This is a genomic window from Chthonomonas sp., from assembly GCF_035294165.1.
GTDB lineage: Bacteria > Armatimonadota > Chthonomonadetes > Chthonomonadales > Chthonomonadaceae > Chthonomonas.
On the sequence record NZ_DATGLN010000033.1, the window covers coordinates 1 to 17,387 of the forward strand.

Here is a 17,387-nt window from a genome sequence, read left to right on the forward strand (position 1 = left end):
ACCGGGGCCTTCGCCAACCCCAACGTCCTGCCCTGCATAGGGATAGCTGATGACCGGGGCATCTGCCGGCATTTTGGCGAGAAGTTGTTCCATAAGGTGCATCTCTGCCGTTGGGTTGGCGCCCGGCCGTGCGCCATCAATAGGCCCCGCAATCCAGAAGATAAAGATGCGGTTCTCCACAAGATAATCACGCAGTGGCATCTGTTGGGGATAGGTGCAAGAGATCACCTCATGATTGAGTTGAGGCCACAGATGATCAAAAGCCCATTGGTAGGCCTGCGCATCGGTCGTCCAACGTCCCCTCAAATCCTCCTTCACAGGAAGCCCAAGCTCTTTTGCTAACGAGGGCGTAGCCACCAGAAGGTCATCAATGCCGGCGATCATAGTGGCAACGTTCACCGAGGCCGGGCGTGTAGGGTCAGTCACCACAAGTCCACGATATACCTCACGATACTGTCGGAGGAGCTGGCGCGGGTCGGCTACTTCCTTCCACCCCTTAATCCAGCCTCGCTCTCGCATCCACCGCAACCAAAAGGAGTCCTGGTCGTTGAGAAGATAGTAGATTCGGGGCTTTTGACGATTGACCAGCCCCTGCAAACTCAACAGTAACAACTGCCAAGAGGGCCCCTGCTTGCGCAGATCAAGTACCTCCAGCGTGGAAGCGGGCGGTTGTGAGCGAGGAAAGAGAGGCGTTCCTGCCGGAGCAAAGAGAGGGGTTAAATGGTTTGGCTCTCCACTCTCGCGAGCCGGGGGCGCCCTGTGAATAAACTGAGAGAGGCTTACACCCTCTACACGGAACAAGGTAACCCTATCCACCCGCAAGTTTGCATATCCCGCCCAGTTCACGCGTACCTCCAGCGCCCCACCAGGATAGTGGAAGGGCAGAGGAATCTCCACATAGTGCCCACGAGGAAGATCGGCCGTGGCTAAATCTACCGAGTTCAAGATATTCTGTCCGTAATCTACGCAGGCATCGAGCGTGCCTACCGTCTCTTCATCGGTAGAGCTGGTGCGCGCAATGCGCGCGAAAGCCACATAGTCGCCTTGTGGCAGCGTTGTGATGTAAGGCCCATAGAGCATGGCAGCGCTCGGCTCACCCACCTTCGCCTCCCAAGCCTTGCCCTCCATTGCTTGAGGGTCGGTTACGGCCTTACCCGTCCCGTGCTTATAGAGCGTGCCTGCAGCTGCCCATGTAGTCACCAGCGTGTAGGAGCCGGAAGGCACGGCAAAGTGTGCCGGAACCTCATGCAGAATGTCTGCCGGCACCTGTGCTGCCACCCTTGTACCGAGACAACAGAAGAAGAGGGCCATCCAGCCAAGAAACGAACGCCTGGGGGAAAACCGCGAGATCATTTAAAACCTCCTAAAACAGCATTGGCTTCTGCCATAGGATTTGCGCAGAATGCCCCTAAATTCCTGCCTGTCCTCGAAGGCGTTATTTCCGCTTTTATCATGAGCATGTTATAATTAAAATGTATGTGCTATCGTGAGTTGTTGATGTTTGTTGTCTCTCCGTAGCCACCTGCAGTTGTTGTATCTATAAACTACAGCTTCAACAAAGGAGACACCGATGCCAGGTAAGATTTACAAAGGAAGAAACTATGCTCCCTATCCCCCCGCGAATCAGACAGGACTCACCGTTTTGTGCGTGGCTCTATTCCTGCTAGCAACAGGGCTATTCGGCCTTTACGGCTACACGCATCTTTATCGTCCCCTCTCGGCCATCCCAAAGCCCTCCCCGTCGCAGCCTTCGCGCACTTTTTCTCCGTTAGGCCATCTTCCCGCAAGCGCCCCAAACCCCTATTCGCGAATCACCGTTCCCATCTCACCCGCTTCACCTACGTATCCGACTACGCCCCATAACGTATCAAACACGCCTCCAGCATCCCTTGGCACCTCCGATACCCCACCACCTCCCATGCCCGATCCGAACGCGATGCCACCAGTTGATGTCCCGCCGCCCCCCTTACCGACGCCACCGGTATCCAACGGTCGAGTCTATATTACAAATGCACATCTCAGTGTTATCAACGACGGCAATGACCACGAGTTCTGTAACGGTGAGGTCACCATTGTCAACGATACCCCCTACAACGTCACCGACTACGAGCTAAGCGTGAATGTTCTCGGCACGTCCTACGTTCTCATGCCCTACGAAGGCACCATCCAGTTCCCAACGCCAATACTTGACCGCACTATCGCTCCTGGAGAAGCCCTTACGGTGCCCGTGATGACGACCGGCGAGTACTTCTCGGTGTCTGCTTACGGTGTGCGAACGATTCACCTAGAAGCCACCCTCGACGGGCCGCCCGGCTTCGCAGAGGATGACGCAACGCTGCTTTAAGGCAGCGATCGGTCGCCAACGAATAGTTCCTCTGTCCGCACAAACAAAGGCGCACACAAATTTCCGCTTTTAGATGGCGAACTGGCATTTCATAAAAGAGGTTTTTGCGTTATTTATGGCCTTTCAACATAAAAGACTAATAAGGAGCAAAACATGCCGCCTATTGTCTATAAAATGGGTAGCCTATCGTCGCAACCGCCCCAAAAACAACGCTCAAAGTTTATCCTGGCAATTGCGACGGTTCTCGGCTTAGTCCTCTGCAGCATAATCGTTCTCATTGTTGCCATGCCTTCGCACCATGCCCCACGACGTGATCCGAAACCACGCCGTACGGTGCAGATGGCCCCGTCATCCGCGCTCGTAAGCACGGCCCGGATAGCGCCCCCACAGCAGATCACGACACCGCTTATGCCCCAATTACAAACTCCGCTGCCAACGGCACAGCAGTCAGAATGGCAGCAGGTTGCTCAACAAGCACAAGCGCTTTCATACGAATATCTTCATCTAGGGCACATGCTTCAAGAACGCCTCGTGCAGCCTACCCAACAATCGCCTACTTCGGAGATACGGTCCAACCCACAGACCGAGCAGATTGATGAAAACATGAAACAGATCTATTGGAATGAGATGCAGAACTGTCAGCAGTTCGCCCATATCTGGTTTGAGCTGGCCAACGTGGCGCACGACCTGGCGACGAGCGGAGTTCAAAACACATCCCAAGACGAGCTGAGGTTGAAACGGGTAGCTCAAAACCTCCAGCCTAGCGATTCTTACAAAGCACAAGACTTTTGTAGCCTGTCCCAAGACTACGTTGAAATGGCAAATATATTTATTGAGCTTGCTGTCGAGGCTATGGCTAAAGGAGAGAAAGAGCTTGCACAGATAGACCTGCAGCTTGCCGACAATTGTAAACAAAAAGCCCAGATATGCCTTAACCACTGTCGTGCCTATAATGCCCTATCCCAGAATTGGACACAGATCGTCCTGACAAATAACTACGACCCGTCGGTGTGGTCTTCATTTGTTCAAGAAGAGTATCAGGCCGTACAAGACTGGATTAATCTAAACTTCTAATTCCACCATCTCCTCTTTAAGCTCTCCATTGTAAAATCCAGGTGGAAATATGGAATAAACGGATCGGGAACGGTGGTTCCTGAGGAAAAGAGCGGGCGGCATGCCACGCTCTCTATTCCCCCTCCTGTTCTCAAGCGCTCTTGCCGATAATGAAGCCAAACGTTCTCGGTAGAGAGATTTTGAGAGACCTATGGAAAACACGTCGTGCACGTTGCACCTTCATCTACATAGCGGCATACCCGTGCTCACGCTGGAGGGGGAATGGAATGAAGGCGCTCAGAAGCAGTTGGCCGAGGCCATCGGCTACCTCTTGCTTACTGCCCACTTCGAGGTCGTGATCAACCTCGTTAAGGCACGACGTCTGCCATTGCTCGACTTAGCCTGGTGGCGCGCCATCGAAACGCTGGGGGAGCGCCTTGCCGCTCATTATGGGCGTTTGGCAGTTGTGGGCACCTCAGAGCAGGTTCGCATCGCCTCTGCGCTGCGAAAACAACACCTGCATTGGGCGCTTACCGAGGAGGAAGCTATCTGCCATCTGCAAGGGCTAAGCCGATGCGGACAGAGCGTTGTGGTGCGCGCTCGCCTAATGACACCTGACAATGAGACAAGCCTTCGCCCGTCTGAACGAACGGAGAACTTATTTCGTCCAACAGATAGGGCACGTCCTGAAACAGGCCACCTACCGACAGATGAATACCGAGGATGCACTCTATGAAAAATGAGGATACACGCCTAAAGATAGTTCGACTTCTCGAGCCATCGCTTTGCCTATCTTGCCGCTACGCCTCCATCGCCACGGTGGAGATGGAAAACGGCACGAGCCGACGGATGCTGCATTGTCGCCGGCTCGACTGCGACAACTGGCAGACCGAGGAGGTTGCAGAAACCCCTCGTGCCATTCAAGAAGAGAGCTAGGGCACCTGCCTTGCCCTCTATCTGTGCAGCACAGGTAGCGAGGGAGAGGGCGTCGGCCTTGTAGCAGCGATGCTTGATATACTAGGGAGTATCTTTGCGAAGATACTCCCTTATCGTTCCCATATGGAGGAGGAAACCGTATTTTCTGTCAACAACCCCCGCCTTAAGGTCGGGAGCTTGCATCTCATACGGAAGTCGGAGCCTCCGATGGACACGATACGCTGGTTGACGACAGCGCGCCGGAAGGTAAAGACCAACCGACAAGGTATTTGTCTCAAATGTTCTCAGCAGCATTGAAATCCGTATTGCGACGATACCCACAGCAACCACAGATAAAGCGCGATTGCGAAGGGCGATTGCCCCGACAGATATATCCACATCGGGAACATCGTTGCGACGTATGACGCGGGTCAATCCCCACCACCCGACAGCCTCTCGCTTCGGCTTTGTAGGTAAGAAAAGCACGCAGTTGGGCAAACGACCAACTATGCAGACGCCGCGAATGCTCGCCCCCCTTTTGCTTTTACACGCTTTCGGATGTCGGTGAGGTTTTCTATCACAACCGTTGTGCCCGGGTCAAGACCCTGCAAAATGCTCTTGCTGAGAACGTGGTCACAATCCTGTCGGAAGCGTCTCTGACGCCCTGCGAGGCGGCGCAAGTGCCTTTTGGCACTGCGGAGTGCCCTTGGATTGCAGTTGACGACGCAGGCGAAAAATGCGCTTTTCCACTTCGCGCCAGTGTTTCTTGCCGTGAAAACGAGGATCACTGCTAACGGCAGGGCGGGTCACGCCTAAGTCTACGCCAAGAGCCTGTCCATTGCTTACAAAGGGAACATCAGGTAAGACAACGACAACATGCAGATACCTCTTGCCTTTCCTGTACACAAGGTCGGCAGTAGCGCAGGGACAGCCGACGGCATACGCCGCATAAGGCGGCAGTTGGAAGGCCATCGTCTGTCTCCCCTGCGTAGTAGAGAGGCAAACGGGAGACGCCTGCCAATTCAGCCTATAAGTGTGCCGGTTGGAGCGCGGAGGACAGGACGTAGAGTGAGGACAGGAGGTTTTGCGTCCTTGCTTTTCCCTCGTGATAGCCGACTTTACGGCTTCCGACGCTTTCTGCCGTGCCTGAATGTGCAGGTCAGAAACCAGTGCAGGGGAAGCCTTTTTGACCCTTCGATAGGTGAACTTGTGCAGGTCGAAGGCGTTGCCGTTTCTCAGTCTCCAGCCTTCTTTGCAGACAGCATTGAAGGAGGCGGTAAACTGTGCGGTTGTTTCGGCCAGGGCCTGTGCCTGTTGGGTACTGGGTTGAAGCCGCAGTCGTATCACTCTGTCCATGTTTGTATTAGTATCCCATGCTTTTCAAGGATTTTGCCGCCTTTGCATACAAACGAAAGGAGCGCAGGTGCTCCAAACGCATTCCCCACTCGGCTAAAGCACGGGTGTCCCCTGCGTTGATTTTTATGGCATCTAGGGCGAGTTCGCCGGCCCATCGTCTGCGCTCTCATGAGGAATAACCGACCCCCGCAAAAGCCGATCTGCGGAAGCCGCTGCTCCTAACGAGGGAGAGGACGCCGGCCCTGTTGTGCGTAACAACTCCTCGACAGGAGTGGAAGACACTTGTGAGGGACGCAGCAAACTTTTCAACATCATCTCCGCATCCGCCTCGATGTACAGCTTCCTCCATTCCCGATCCTCAGGCTTCTCCGGCTCCGAAACGCTGCGGCGCTCAGAGGGGGTCCGAAGCGCTCTTATCCCAAAAGGAAGCAGAAAGCTTACCCGGGCATCGTCTTCGGGAATCAGGTGCCCCGCAAAGCCTCCAAAAAGAGTTTGTTCAAGGTAGTATCTTGACCAGCCGCAACAAAGCGAAACACCGCATCCCTCCACCGGTCGGAGCGCTGATAAGAGGGCGCGGCGTTTGCTAACAGAAGAAGCAGGCTGCTAGGGTGGTCTCGAACTGCCCGCTCCAAAAGATTCTTATCGGCAGGTTTCAGCTTGCCTGTAAAAGTCCCAATCTCTACAACTCCAGAAATCACTGAAGGGATAACTCGATCGGTTTCCATGAGACGAGGGAACATATGAGAATACACCACAGAGGAACAAAATGCCCAAAAGCCTAACGTACAAAGATTAGCTACCCCGAACGTTGCGATCTTCCTTTTGCGTCTTCGCCGCTCATGCTCCATAACATGTGCCCTCAACTGTTCCATTCGAGCTAGCTCGACTTCACCTTTTTCGTGCTGTGCTAATGCTTGATAACCTTGCAACGCCTCCGCGGCAAGCTCGCGTTTTGCCTGTCCGAATAGCAGAGTTAACTCTGAGCCTGCCCCCCTTGTCACCAACGAGAGGATTTGACAGAGGCGATTCACATGAAAATAGTCTGTAAGCTGTAACCTCCCTTGTAACCCCTGTAAAGCTCCTGCCGTTAGCTTGGGGCTGGCGATGTCCTCTAGATAGCTCCAGACAAGCCGCCTCCATCGCTCCTCGCTTTCATCAAAGCCCGTCGGTATCTCCAGAAAAATTCGCCGGAACAGTGCGGGATCGCTTCCGACAAGCTGCTCGAGGAGCTTCTTATCCCGCCTGGGCGGTTGAAGAAAGCTTGTACTAAGATAGATATTCATAAGCGACAAGCCCATCACGGTTCCGTTTATAATTTCGGCAAACCAACGGTATAGTCGAACAGGCAAGCAATGCAACAGACTACACAGAATAAAGCCCAGCCAAAGCACAAAGGCTAAGAGGCTAAAATAGGCAGCCTTGTACAAAGCCGTCTCTCTTTTTTTGCGTTGATTAGGCCAGGCTAGTACATGTTGCACAAATAACCAGTATCGTTCATCCTGTGCTTCTTCACCCATCGCATCCCCCCGCGAAACCTTGTATAGAAGGCCATAGTTGCTGTTTCACTCTTTACAAAACAGATTCCCGCTTTGAGAAGCATGTTTCCCTTTTAGAACCATCAGGCAGGAAACTTCACCCCCTTTCTTCAATCTATCTCCTACAAACCACTCTGCCGCGAAAGGAGATTCCCTCATGTTGTGTCGTCTACAAGTCCTTGCCGGAGCCTTGCCGCTTCTCATCTTCTTTGTGAAGCCCACAATGGCCCAACAAAAACCCACACCGCCCGATGTCCCCGTGCCACAGGTGCCCGGCGTTCGCGACATCGCTTTCGACACTTGGGTGGGCGTGGATGCTCTAGGCCGAACATTACCGACTGCAGCCGACACGCATCCACCCCGCCGCCGCTTTGTCGGCATCTTTTACTTCATCACCCAAGGCATGTTGGCACGCTATGATGCCGGAGGCCATGCCACCTACGATGAACCCCGTAACCTGCACGACAACTCAAAGATTATTCAAGAAGTTCACGGAGACCCCCTCACAAAACCGCAGGCCTGGCAACCTTATGCGGTCTACTGGTGGGGCGAGCCGGCCGCAGGCTACTATATGGCCGACGACCCGTGGGTGATACGGCACAACCTCCAGATGCTTGAAGAGGCCGGAGTTGATGTGATATTCTTCGATGTAACCAACGCGCTAACCTATCAGCCGGTCTACCTCCAAATCATGGCCGTTGCCGAACAGATGCGCCTGCAAGGCAACCCCACACCACAGTTTGCCTTTGTTACCCACTCTCGCGGAGGCTACACCGTTACGAAACTTTACAACGATTTCTATTCGCGCAACCTCTTCCCAGACCTCTGGTTCTACTGGCAAGGCAAACCGCTTATTCTGGGCGATAAGAACGCTAAAATGGACGACGGTGCCCCACTCGATCCCAAAATCCGCGACTTCTTCACCTGGCGCTACTCGTGGGCATGGGAGCCAGGCCAGGATAAATGGCAGTGGATTGATAACTATCCACAACGCTGGGGCTGGCACACCGACCCCAACGTCCCCGAAGAGTTGCCCGTTGCCGTGGCCAGCCACCCTGTGAACGATATCGGCAGAAGCTACCATGGAGCGCCGGGGAACGGAGGCTACGAGCCTCCCCTAAACGACCAGGACATCGCCGCCGACGTGGACAAAGGGGTCTATTTCCAAGAGCAGTGGGATCGCGCCCTTCAAGTAGACCCACAGTTTGTGTTTGTCACGGGCTGGAACGAGTGGACGGCTATGGCTTTTCCCTCCCCTGGCCCAGCGTTGCATTTTCTTGGGAAACCGGCGCCGAAAGGAACCTTCTATTTCGTGGATGAATACAACGAAGAGTTCAGTCGTGACATCATGCCTATGAAAGGTGGCTTCGGCGATAACTACTACATGCAACTCGTGGAAAACATTCGCCGCTACAAAGGGGTACGCCCTATACCGATCGCACATGGCTTCCATACCGTACCCCTCGGCGATTTTGGTGCGTGGCAAGACATCGCACCGGATTTTCTTAACTTCATCGGCAACACCATGCATCGCGATTGGCCCGGATGGGGAACCCACTACTACGTTGATAACTCCGGTCGCAACGACATCATCGAAGCGAAAGTGGCCTGTGATGCCAAACACATCTACTTCTATGCCCGCACGCGAGAAAAACTAAGCCCCTATAGCGACCCCAGCTGGATGCAACTGCTGATTGATAGCGACCAAAACCCCAAAACCGGCTGGCATGGCTACGACTTTATCGTGAATCGTAAAGTGGTAAGCCCTACCGTCACCACCATCCAAAGCTTGCATACCGGCAAGGTGTGGCGCATTCCCTATCGGGCGAAAGGAAATGAGCTGATGGTCGTCGTCCCAAGAAGCATTCTCGGATTAACGAACCTACAGAAAACCACGTTCGATTTTCATTGGGTAGATAATGTGCCGGTAGGCGGCGATGAAAACATCGTTAACTTCTGGTATGAAGGCGACAACGCTCCCGATGGGCGATTTAACTATCGCTTCATTGATGAGCGCTGAGAGGGGAATGCAACCAGAGTGAACTACTCTGCCTAAAGACAGCAGCTTTGCTCTGGCGCTACCGATATCGGGAAATCAACACCGGCATCCGACAGGTGCTTAAAATAGGGCGAAGCAGTTGCTTCGCCCTATTTCGTTGGATGACTCTCGCCGATCAGTCGCCACCGGCGGCCGCGTTCTGGTTAGGAACGGGCGGTTGCGGCTGCATCGTCTGTCCGGTGTTTTGGTCCATCTGCTGCTCCTGCTGGTGCACCTTTTCCGATTCGCTTACCGGATGGTTTGGAGAGGGCTTCTCGGAAGGTTGTGAGGAGCACCCAACAAGGCCTATTGCCATAAGGGATAGGAGCATAAGGAAGATGACGGGTCTTCTCATCTTGCCCTCACCACCTAGTAGAGATTCCATAATGGCCAAGGCTGCGTCCACGAAGGTTGTTGCGTGGTGTAATAGGCCATATTTTCGTATTTTGGAATAGGCATTCCACCATATTGAGCCGATGTAGGACACATTCCAAGAAACGCCGTGGCCTTCATCCACTTCGCGTGGCCATCGCAGTAGCCGATGTTGAACCCGTCGTTATGTGGGGCGAACTTTTTGTTCACGGGGTTACCGGGGTTCCCATCCGGTGGAAAGATCAGCTTCGCCCAGTATTCTCGTGTAGCCTCCGGATAGGCGACCAGGTGCGTCCCATTACCTACATCATAGGAACCAATCGCGGGATAGTTGGTCTCCATCGTCAGCATGGCCTCTGCCGGTGAGTTGAGACCGGCCAACTTACCACCCGTCCACGAATCGCGGAAGGCACCGTAGCGATTGGGGTTTCCATAGGTGTTGAGGCTGCCGGTAATGGCGAGGTTAAGCCCATAACCCGCACCAAAGATTTCGGCATCGTACAACCAGCTGTTCTGATCGTAGGTGCGGCTTGGACAGAACATAATCTGGTTGTTCTTGGTGTAGGGATAGGTCCACCACCACCATTTGTAATGGTTAATTCGGTCTCCGTAAGGGCCGTTACATCCGATGGCCGTAGAGGGCGCACCGGGCAGGGGCGCCGTACCGCCATTGGCGCAATCGTCGTTTCGCGGCCAGGTTTCGTCGTAGTCCTGCACATACATCAGCAGACCGAGAATCTCCTGTTTTGTGTTGGATAGACAGGAGATTTGCCGTGCTTTTTCGCGCGCTTGCGCAAACACGGGGAAGAGTATCGCCGCGAGGATGGCGATAATGGCGATGACCACGAGAAGCTCAATGAGGGTAAAACCCTTCTTCTTTACTTGCATACCGACTTTCTCCTTTCGTGTTGCTTGCAGGAACTCTTCTGGAGTTCGCAACTAGGTGGATTTTTTGTGAGAAACAAAGAGCGGCATCGCTCGGGTGGAACGACTTTGATCGAGAAAGTGCCTGTTACGGTACAGCGAAAATTGTACCATTTTCTACGGCGTCTTTCCATTCTCTCCTAGCACTTCCCTCTATGCTCTTGGTTCCAAAGAATGTTATACCAACAGAGATGTTAAGGAGTTTTTAAGGAGAAAGGCTACAAAAAATTTTTCAAGGGAATCGGTTCCCTACCTTCAAGCCAAACGGCAACGTGTGCGTTCGTCGTTAGAAATATGGAATAACCTATCAGCCCTGTAACCATATCGGCACATCTAGGAAGGCTTAATAAGATTGTGCCTTATTTCACAAACCGATTGACGGCTTCACTTGCAACGGGTATACTGCCCTTCGATGGAAGACGAAAGCCAGGTTTTGTCTCATGCAACGATGCCGGGGTTCGACCACGCGAATGAGGTGGAAACCTTGACACAAGTTCCTAACAGCAGAGTGCCCGTTCCGACCCTGGAGCGGTTGGCGACGTATTTGCGCCTGCTTCACGATCTCGACCAAGCCCACATCGAAACGGTCTCTTCCAGCGAAGTGGAACGTCAAACCGGCATCAATGCCGCTCAGTTCCGCAAAGACCTCTCCTACTTTGGCGAGTTCGGAAAGCCAGGCGTTGGCTACAACGTGCCTGAACTGCGCCAGCGCATCACACGTATCCTTAAAATAGATAGACCTAAACCCGTTATTCTTATTGGTGCGGGGAACTTGGGTTCGGCCTTAGTGGGCTATCCCGGGCTGAAGGAGCATCAATTCGAGCTTGTGGCCGTGTTCGACAACAACTATGGCAAAATAGGGCGGCCTCTATGGAATCTAGTTATCCAAGATATTGCGCGCCTAAAAGAGCTAAATAACTCCTTAAAAGCCCGCATCGCTATTCTGGCCGTTCCGGCAAGTGCTGCACAGGATGTTTGCGAGCGACTAGTGGATGCCGGTATACGCGCCATTCTTAATTTCGCGCCCGTTCTGCTGCGCGTGCCGGAAGGGGTCTATGTACGCAACGTCTCCTTCATTCAAGAGCTTGCCGTGCTCTCTTATCATCTCTCCGAGGAGGAAGAGCGCGAAAGACAACAAAACGGCCATAACCAAGCTGGCATGGCAGAGTTCCATCCTGCGGCTTTGTCTGCCTATGCTTCCGCCGATGAACCCGAAGTTCCCGACAGAACAGAGGCACCTATTGAAAGTTGAAACCGTTCTATCCGATTTTGCTAGATATTAGCAACCAACTTTGCGTTGTGATCGGTGGTGGGCCGGTAGCAGAACGTCGTGTGGGCGGGCTACTAGATGCCCATGCCAGGGTGCGCGTGGTGTGCCTTACGGCAACGGAACGCCTCCAGCAGTGGGCGGCTATCGGACGTATTGAGTTGCGGATGGAACCCTTCCAACCGGCTCATCTGGATGATGCCATGCTGGTTTTTGCCGCTACAAACGAACGCTCTCTTAATGAAGAGGTGGCCAGAATCGCCAAAGAGCGAAACCTTTTTGTTAACGTCGCCGACGCGCCGGAACAGGGACATTTTATCGTTCCCTCCGTGGTGCGCCGTGGCGATCTGTGCCTCTGCGTTGCCACCGGCGGCCAACAGCCGAAACTGACGGCCCAAATTGCCGACGAGCTGGCCGAACGCTACGGCATCGAGTACGAGAAGCTTTTACAACTGCTCGGAAAACTGCGAAGCGAGATTCTCTCCACCACCGCCACCGATCCACAGCTTCGCCAAGAGGCGCTGGAACGGCTTCATGCGCAAACCCCGAAGCTGCTGGCGATGATTCGGGCCGGGCTTGACCCGGAACAGGAGGCGCGTGCCGTTCTTGACCCTTTGCTTCGCCCTTCGCTTTCCCAGCCATCACCAAAAGAGGGACAACGGTGATGCACATCGTGCTCGTGGGTATGAATCATCAAAGCGCTCCTCTCGCCCTTCGCGAACGGCTAAGCTACCAAAAGCATGCCCTCCCGGCTGCTTTTAAAGCGCTTAGCACGGCCCCTTCGGTTCATGAGTGTGTCATCCTTTCCACATGCAATCGCGTGGAGGTTTATGCGGCCGGATCGGTGCCTCCTACCCAACTTTGCGAAGAGCTTATCGCCCATATCTCACGCTTTCATAACGTACCTACCACAGAGTTCGCCTCGCTTCTCTACCGAAAAACGGAGGAGGAGGCCGTTCATCACCTACTGCGCGTGGCCTGCAGCCTCGATTCGATGGTTATCGGCGAAGCCCAGATTCTGGGGCAAGTGCGTGAAGCGTTGCGCACCGCACAAAGCGTGGGCGCTGCAGGGCCGCTGCTTTCCCGACTTTTCGAGCACGCCCTCACGGCCGGTAAACGGGTCCACACAGAGACCGAGATCGGGCGTGGAGGCTTCTCCATCGGCCATGTTGCTGTAGACCTCGCAAGCCGAATCTTCGACGATTTTACCCACGCCCAGATTCTCATTCTCGGCGCCGGCAAAATGAGCGAACTGGCAGCTCGACACCTCATCCAAAACGGCGTGCGTTTCGTGGTAGTGGCCAACCGCACCTACGAACGCGCACGCGATATGGCCAATCGCCTCGGCGGGCAGGCCATTCATTTTGAAGAGGCCTTTGAAACCGGCCTTGTCCAAGCCGACATCGTCATCTCCTCTACGGCAGCCCCGCATCCTATTCTGCGGAAGGACAATCTTCTGCCCATTATGCGGCGGCGACGCGGAAAACCGTTGTTCCTCATAGATATTGCCCTCCCACGTGATGTGGCGGAGGATGTCAACGATCTGGAGAATGTGTTTGTCTACAACCTCGACGACCTCCAAGCCTATCTGAATGAACACATTCAAAACCGAGAGGCCGAGATACACCGAGCTGAAGCCATCGTTGACGAGGAGCGACTTCGCTTCCTCGCGTGGCGTAAGACGCGCGAAGTTACACCTGCCATCGGTGCGCTGCGCTCGCATCTCGAACAGATCAAAGAAGAGTACTGGCAGATATTTGCTCCACGCCTCGCTCACCTGCCCGAAAAAGATCGTCAAACCATCCGCACCATGATGGATGCGCTCATGGATCGGGTCGCTAAAGACCCCATACAACGCTTAAAAACGGCGGCATTGGAGAATGCAAGCGATTACGACCTAGCCCGCGCGCTTTATGAACTTTTTGGAATAACGGGGGATGAGCCTGCTTCCGACCAACCAACCGTTCCTAACGTGAATGCTGCCCACAACGAAACGACACTTTCTGTAACCCCTGCGGAACCGGAGCGATGATCGAACCTTCCATCCTTCTCAACGAGCTGGCGCTCATCTGCTACGTTATTGCCGCCCTCTGCTATGGGGTCTCACTGGTCTTACTCGCACCCAAGGCCCCATCAAACGCCGGTAGTAACACGTCGCTTCTGTTCTGGGCACGCATTGCCCTCGTTTCTGCCATCCTGCTGCAACTGGCAGCTACCGGCGCCTGGTGTGTTCTCACCCATCTATCGCCCTTCGCCAGCAAGTACGGCACTCTCGCCGTTATGGCCTGGACTTTGGCCATTCTGCTTCTTCTATTTGACCTGCGCCTCAACCTTCGTGTCCTTGGTGCGGCGGCTTTGCCGATCATTATCCTTTTTCTTGTCTGGGGGCTTCTCAATACCAACAGCCCCCTAGCCAAAAACAAGATGATCGAAACGCAGATTGTTAGCCTGCACGTTATGACCATCGTGGCCGGAATCGCGCTATTTGTGCTTGCTTTCGCCTGCGCTTGCCTTTACCTCCTACAAAATCGCCTGCTCAAAGCACGCCGCATCGCCGGCCCCTTCCGCCTGCTCCCCCCACTTGCCACACTCGATCGGGCCGCCTATCTCTCGGTGGCCTACGGCCTGCCTCTCTTAACGCTGGGTTTGGCGCTAGGTGTGGCCTACATTGTCCACCTCAGCACCTCGCCACTGCTCTGGCTGGAAGACCCTCACAACCTTGCAGCCTTTATTACGTGGTTCCTGTATGCCTTCTATCTGCTGGCGCGTTTGGCGTTTGGCTGGCGTGGCATTCGTCTTCAATACGTGCTGGTGGTAGGCCTGCCGTTCCTGCTTATTCTCTACCTCCTTCCCTCCCCAACCCACCACTTTCCTCAATGACGTGCCGATAGAGAAGAGCGCGGGGAAGAAGGTATAATTTCTACTAACCTTGCAGTGTTCGAGGAGCCGATGGGAATGGGGATTGGAGAAATGCAGGAGACGGATGTGAAAATACGCGAGGGGCTAAGCTTTGACGACGTTCTTCTGGTGCCCGGAGAAAGCGCCGTGCGCCCCGCCGATGTGGATTTAAGAACGGAAATTGCACGCGGCATTTGGCTGAAAGCACCGGTGCTTAGCTCGCCGATGGATCGCGTTACAGGGGCACGCATGGCCATTGCAATGGCTCGAGAAGGAGGGCTTGGCATTATTCACCGCAACATGAGCCCGGCCGCACAGGCACAAGAGGTGGATAAGGTGAAGCGCTCCGAACATGGCATCATCGTAGACCCTATTAGCCTTCCCCCGAATCGCACCATCCGCGACGCCCTGCAGATCATGGAGCGCTACCATATCTCCGGAGTGCCCATCACCGAGCCGGACACCGGCAAACTCGTCGGCATCCTTACCAACCGCGATATCCGCTTTGAAACCAACTACAATCGCCCCATCCATGAGGTGATGACCACCGATTCCTCGCGACCGGGCGGGCTGATCACCGCCCCGCTCGGCACCACCCTAGAGCAGGCCCAACAGATACTGCAAGCGCATCGCATCGAGAAACTGCCCATTGTAGACGAAAACCGACGCCTTCTTGGGTTGATCACCATTAAAGATATCCAAAAAGTTCGCGAATACCCCAACGCAACGAAGGATGCCCGTGGGCGTCTACGATGTGGAGCAGCGGTAGGCCCCTTGCGTGACCCGGTGGGGCGAACGGCAGTTCTCGTAGAGGCCGGTGTAGATGTCATTGTTATTGACGCAGCCCACGGCCATTCGCTTGACGTCATCAACGCCGTGCGCGCCATTAAACAAAGGTTCCCCGATCTACCGGTTATTGCCGGCAATGTCGCCACGCGCGAGGGCACCCGCGCCCTCATCGAGGCCGGCGCCGACGCCATACGGGTGGGGCTTGGGGCCGGTAGCATCTGCACCACCCGCATCGTCAGCGGCGTGGGGGTACCCCAATTCACCGCAGTGATGGAGTGTGCAGAAGAGGCCGCTTGCTACGACATACCCGTAATTGCCGATGGCGGCATACGATGGAGCGGCGATGCCACCAAAGCCCTGGCCGCAGGAGCCGCTGCGGTTATGGTGGGCAACATGCTGGCCGGCACCGACGAAGCCCCAGGGGAGGTGATCCTCTATCAAGGACGCGCTTACAAAGAGTATCGCGGCATGGGCAGCGAAGGGGCCCTACAAGAAGGCTCCAGTGACCGCTACGGCATTGAGAACGCCTCCCGCTACGTTCCCGAAGGCGTGGAGGGTCGGGTACCCTACAAAGGCGCGATGAACGACACCATCTATCAGCTCCTCGGTGGCATCCGATCCGGGCTTGGATATGTGGGTGCACGAACCATTAAGGAGCTTCATCAGAAAGCGCGATTCGTACGCCAAACGTCTGCCTCACTGCGTGAAAGCCACGTGCATGATGTTTGGATCACCAAAGAGCCACCCAACTACTCCAGCGAATACGCTTTTAACGAAGGCAGTCGCGACTAGATCGGGCGCAAAATTCTAGGGCACATAGTAGCTCAACATAATGCCGTCGCGAATGGGAATGAGGCTGCTGATAAATTGAGGGTCTTGGGTGAGCAATCGTGTGGTTTCATGAATGGCTCTCGTCGCTTCGGAAGCGTCCGCCGGATTGAAAATAGCGCCATGCCATAACATGTTGTCTAACAATAAAACCCCACCAGGCCGCAGTTTCTCCTTTATCACCGGTATCGAGGCCGGGTAGCCTGTTTTGTCTATGTCGTTGAAGATGAGGTCAAAAGGTCCCGTGGTGGCCTTCAAAGTCTCCACCGCCTCCGCAACGTGAAACTGCACGATATCGGAATAGCCAAGGCGCCCCAAATAGTCCCTTGCCTGCGATGAAAGGTTCTCATCCCAAACCACGTGGTGCACCACACCGCCGCCGTTTTCGCGAACAGCACGCGCAAACCACGCGGTTGAGTAGCCGTACCCAGAGCCTAGTTCAAAGATGCGGGTGGCCTTCATCATACGCGCGATCAGATAAAGAAACTGCCCACCCGCAATACCGATGATGGGAAAGCCGATCTCGCGCGCACGTGCCTCCATCTCCAGCATAATCTCATGGCGTTTGGGCACGAGGCGCTCCAGGTAGTCCATCATCTGTGGGTGAAAAAGGTCAGGCATGGTATCCTCCGTCTACGAAATTTCTGCAGAGCATACTTCTCATGCAAGGCCGTTTTTTCCTGCCTCTCCCGTCCTCTACAAAAGGCCAGGTTTTTATGCCTCTTTCATAATCTTAAAGCGCTGGTGGGAATAGAAACTTAAGATTTCTCGCCTTCGGCTCGAAATGACAGGTGTTCATCTCGCCGTCGGCTCGAAACGACAGGCGTATCATCGGCTTTTCAAGGCCGACACCCTTCTCCTCAAGGCACACGTCCTCGCCCTTAGTGAGAATGGAATGCGAAGACCTCTCAGCTTCGCTTCGAGGTGACATGGACGCCGAGGCCCTCGCCCTACAGGGGGAGGGGAGAGCAATGTGCTTACTCGCAATTTCCTTCCACAGGCTTTTTTCTGGACAATTCGCGTGATAGCCCCCTTCAGCCCAAATCGGAATCCTCCGCTCAAAACTGA

The 17,387-nt window shown here is 54.5% G+C and carries 18 protein-coding genes; 10 read left to right on the forward strand and 8 right to left on the reverse strand.

The window, feature by feature from the left end:
• A partial coding sequence (locus VKV29_RS01155) for a GxGYxYP domain-containing protein (RefSeq protein WP_324199457.1) occupies positions 1-1,353 on the reverse strand: 1,353 nt, incomplete at its 3' end.
• A 217-nt stretch (positions 1,354-1,570) separates the two neighbouring features.
• Between VKV29_RS01155 and VKV29_RS01160 the strand changes: the two genes are divergently transcribed.
• The 4 genes from VKV29_RS01160 (at position 1,571) to VKV29_RS01175 (ending at position 4,333) form a co-directional block, all read left to right on the forward strand.
• Positions 1,571-2,344: a hypothetical protein gene (locus VKV29_RS01160; protein ID WP_324199458.1), complete on the forward strand. Its 774-nt coding sequence runs from the start codon at positions 1,571-1,573 to the stop codon at positions 2,342-2,344.
• A gap of 153 nt (positions 2,345-2,497) precedes the next feature.
• On the forward strand, positions 2,498-3,418 hold the full coding sequence (locus VKV29_RS01165) for a hypothetical protein (protein ID WP_324199459.1): 921 nt from the start codon (positions 2,498-2,500) through the stop codon (positions 3,416-3,418).
• A gap of 190 nt (positions 3,419-3,608) precedes the next feature.
• On the forward strand, positions 3,609-4,133 hold the full coding sequence (locus VKV29_RS01170) for a hypothetical protein (protein WP_324199460.1): 525 nt from the start codon (positions 3,609-3,611) through the stop codon (positions 4,131-4,133).
• Positions 4,130-4,333, forward strand: coding sequence for a hypothetical protein (locus VKV29_RS01175; RefSeq protein WP_324199461.1), 204 nt, complete (start codon positions 4,130-4,132; stop codon positions 4,331-4,333). The genes VKV29_RS01170 and VKV29_RS01175 overlap by 4 nt, the downstream gene beginning before the upstream one ends.
• A 274-nt stretch (positions 4,334-4,607) precedes the next feature.
• On the opposite strand, the gene VKV29_RS15350 is transcribed toward VKV29_RS01175, so the two are convergent.
• The 4 genes from VKV29_RS15350 to VKV29_RS01195 form a co-directional block, all read right to left on the reverse strand.
• Positions 4,608-4,757: a zinc ribbon domain-containing protein gene (locus tag VKV29_RS15350; protein ID WP_414647336.1), complete on the reverse strand. Its 150-nt coding sequence runs from the start codon at positions 4,755-4,757 to the stop codon at positions 4,608-4,610.
• A 188-nt stretch (positions 4,758-4,945) separates the two neighbouring features.
• Complete coding sequence (locus VKV29_RS01185) at positions 4,946-5,668, reverse strand: hypothetical protein (RefSeq protein ID WP_324199463.1); 723 nt, start codon at positions 5,666-5,668, stop codon at positions 4,946-4,948.
• A gap of 132 nt (positions 5,669-5,800) precedes the next feature.
• On the reverse strand, positions 5,801-5,983 hold the full coding sequence (locus VKV29_RS01190; RefSeq protein WP_324199464.1) for a hypothetical protein: 183 nt from the start codon (positions 5,981-5,983) through the stop codon (positions 5,801-5,803).
• Positions 5,984-6,129: 146 nt separating this feature from the next.
• Positions 6,130-7,095 carry a hypothetical protein gene (locus tag VKV29_RS01195; protein WP_324199465.1) on the reverse strand — a complete coding sequence of 322 codons (966 nt, stop codon included), beginning with the start codon at positions 7,093-7,095 and terminating at the stop codon, positions 6,130-6,132.
• Positions 7,096-7,360: 265 nt separating this feature from the next.
• On the opposite strand from VKV29_RS01195, the gene VKV29_RS01200 reads away from it, so the two are divergent.
• Positions 7,361-9,223 (forward strand): hypothetical protein, encoded by a 1,863-nt coding sequence (locus VKV29_RS01200; protein WP_324199466.1) that lies wholly within the window; start codon positions 7,361-7,363, stop codon positions 9,221-9,223.
• Between the two features lie 154 nt (positions 9,224-9,377).
• Here VKV29_RS01200 and VKV29_RS01205 read toward each other — a convergent pair whose 3' ends face one another.
• Both VKV29_RS01205 and VKV29_RS01210 read right to left on the reverse strand, forming a co-directional pair.
• Positions 9,378-9,596, reverse strand: coding sequence for a hypothetical protein (locus VKV29_RS01205; RefSeq protein WP_324199467.1), 219 nt, complete (start codon positions 9,594-9,596; stop codon positions 9,378-9,380).
• A gap of 14 nt (positions 9,597-9,610) precedes the next feature.
• Positions 9,611-10,501, reverse strand: a complete 891-nt coding sequence (locus VKV29_RS01210; protein WP_324199468.1) for a prepilin-type N-terminal cleavage/methylation domain-containing protein — start codon at positions 10,499-10,501, stop codon at positions 9,611-9,613.
• Between the two features lie 520 nt (positions 10,502-11,021).
• On the opposite strand from VKV29_RS01210, the gene VKV29_RS01215 reads away from it, so the two are divergent.
• The 5 genes from VKV29_RS01215 to guaB all read left to right on the forward strand — a co-directional run bounded on the left by VKV29_RS01215 (position 11,022) and on the right by guaB (position 16,283).
• A complete protein-coding gene (locus VKV29_RS01215; protein ID WP_324199469.1) occupies positions 11,022-11,789 on the forward strand; it encodes a redox-sensing transcriptional repressor Rex in 768 nt (255 codons plus the stop codon).
• A complete protein-coding gene (locus tag VKV29_RS01220; protein WP_324199470.1) occupies positions 11,786-12,469 on the forward strand; it encodes a bifunctional precorrin-2 dehydrogenase/sirohydrochlorin ferrochelatase in 684 nt (227 codons plus the stop codon). Before VKV29_RS01215 ends, VKV29_RS01220 begins: the two co-directional genes overlap by 4 nt.
• Positions 12,469-13,836: a glutamyl-tRNA reductase gene (gene hemA / locus VKV29_RS01225; RefSeq protein ID WP_324199471.1), complete on the forward strand. Its 1,368-nt coding sequence runs from the start codon at positions 12,469-12,471 to the stop codon at positions 13,834-13,836. Before VKV29_RS01220 ends, hemA begins: the two co-directional genes overlap by 1 nt.
• Positions 13,833-14,684, forward strand: a complete 852-nt coding sequence (ccsA, locus tag VKV29_RS01230) for a cytochrome c biogenesis protein CcsA (RefSeq protein WP_324199472.1) — start codon at positions 13,833-13,835, stop codon at positions 14,682-14,684. The genes hemA and ccsA overlap by 4 nt, the downstream gene beginning before the upstream one ends.
• 69 nt (positions 14,685-14,753) lie before the next feature.
• Complete coding sequence (guaB, locus tag VKV29_RS01235; RefSeq protein WP_343217320.1) at positions 14,754-16,283, forward strand: IMP dehydrogenase; 1,530 nt, start codon at positions 14,754-14,756, stop codon at positions 16,281-16,283.
• 15 nt (positions 16,284-16,298) lie between these two features.
• On the opposite strand, the gene VKV29_RS01240 is transcribed toward guaB, so the two are convergent.
• Complete coding sequence (locus VKV29_RS01240; RefSeq protein ID WP_324199474.1) at positions 16,299-16,940, reverse strand: O-methyltransferase; 642 nt, start codon at positions 16,938-16,940, stop codon at positions 16,299-16,301.
• Between the last annotated feature and the right edge of the window lie 447 nt (positions 16,941-17,387).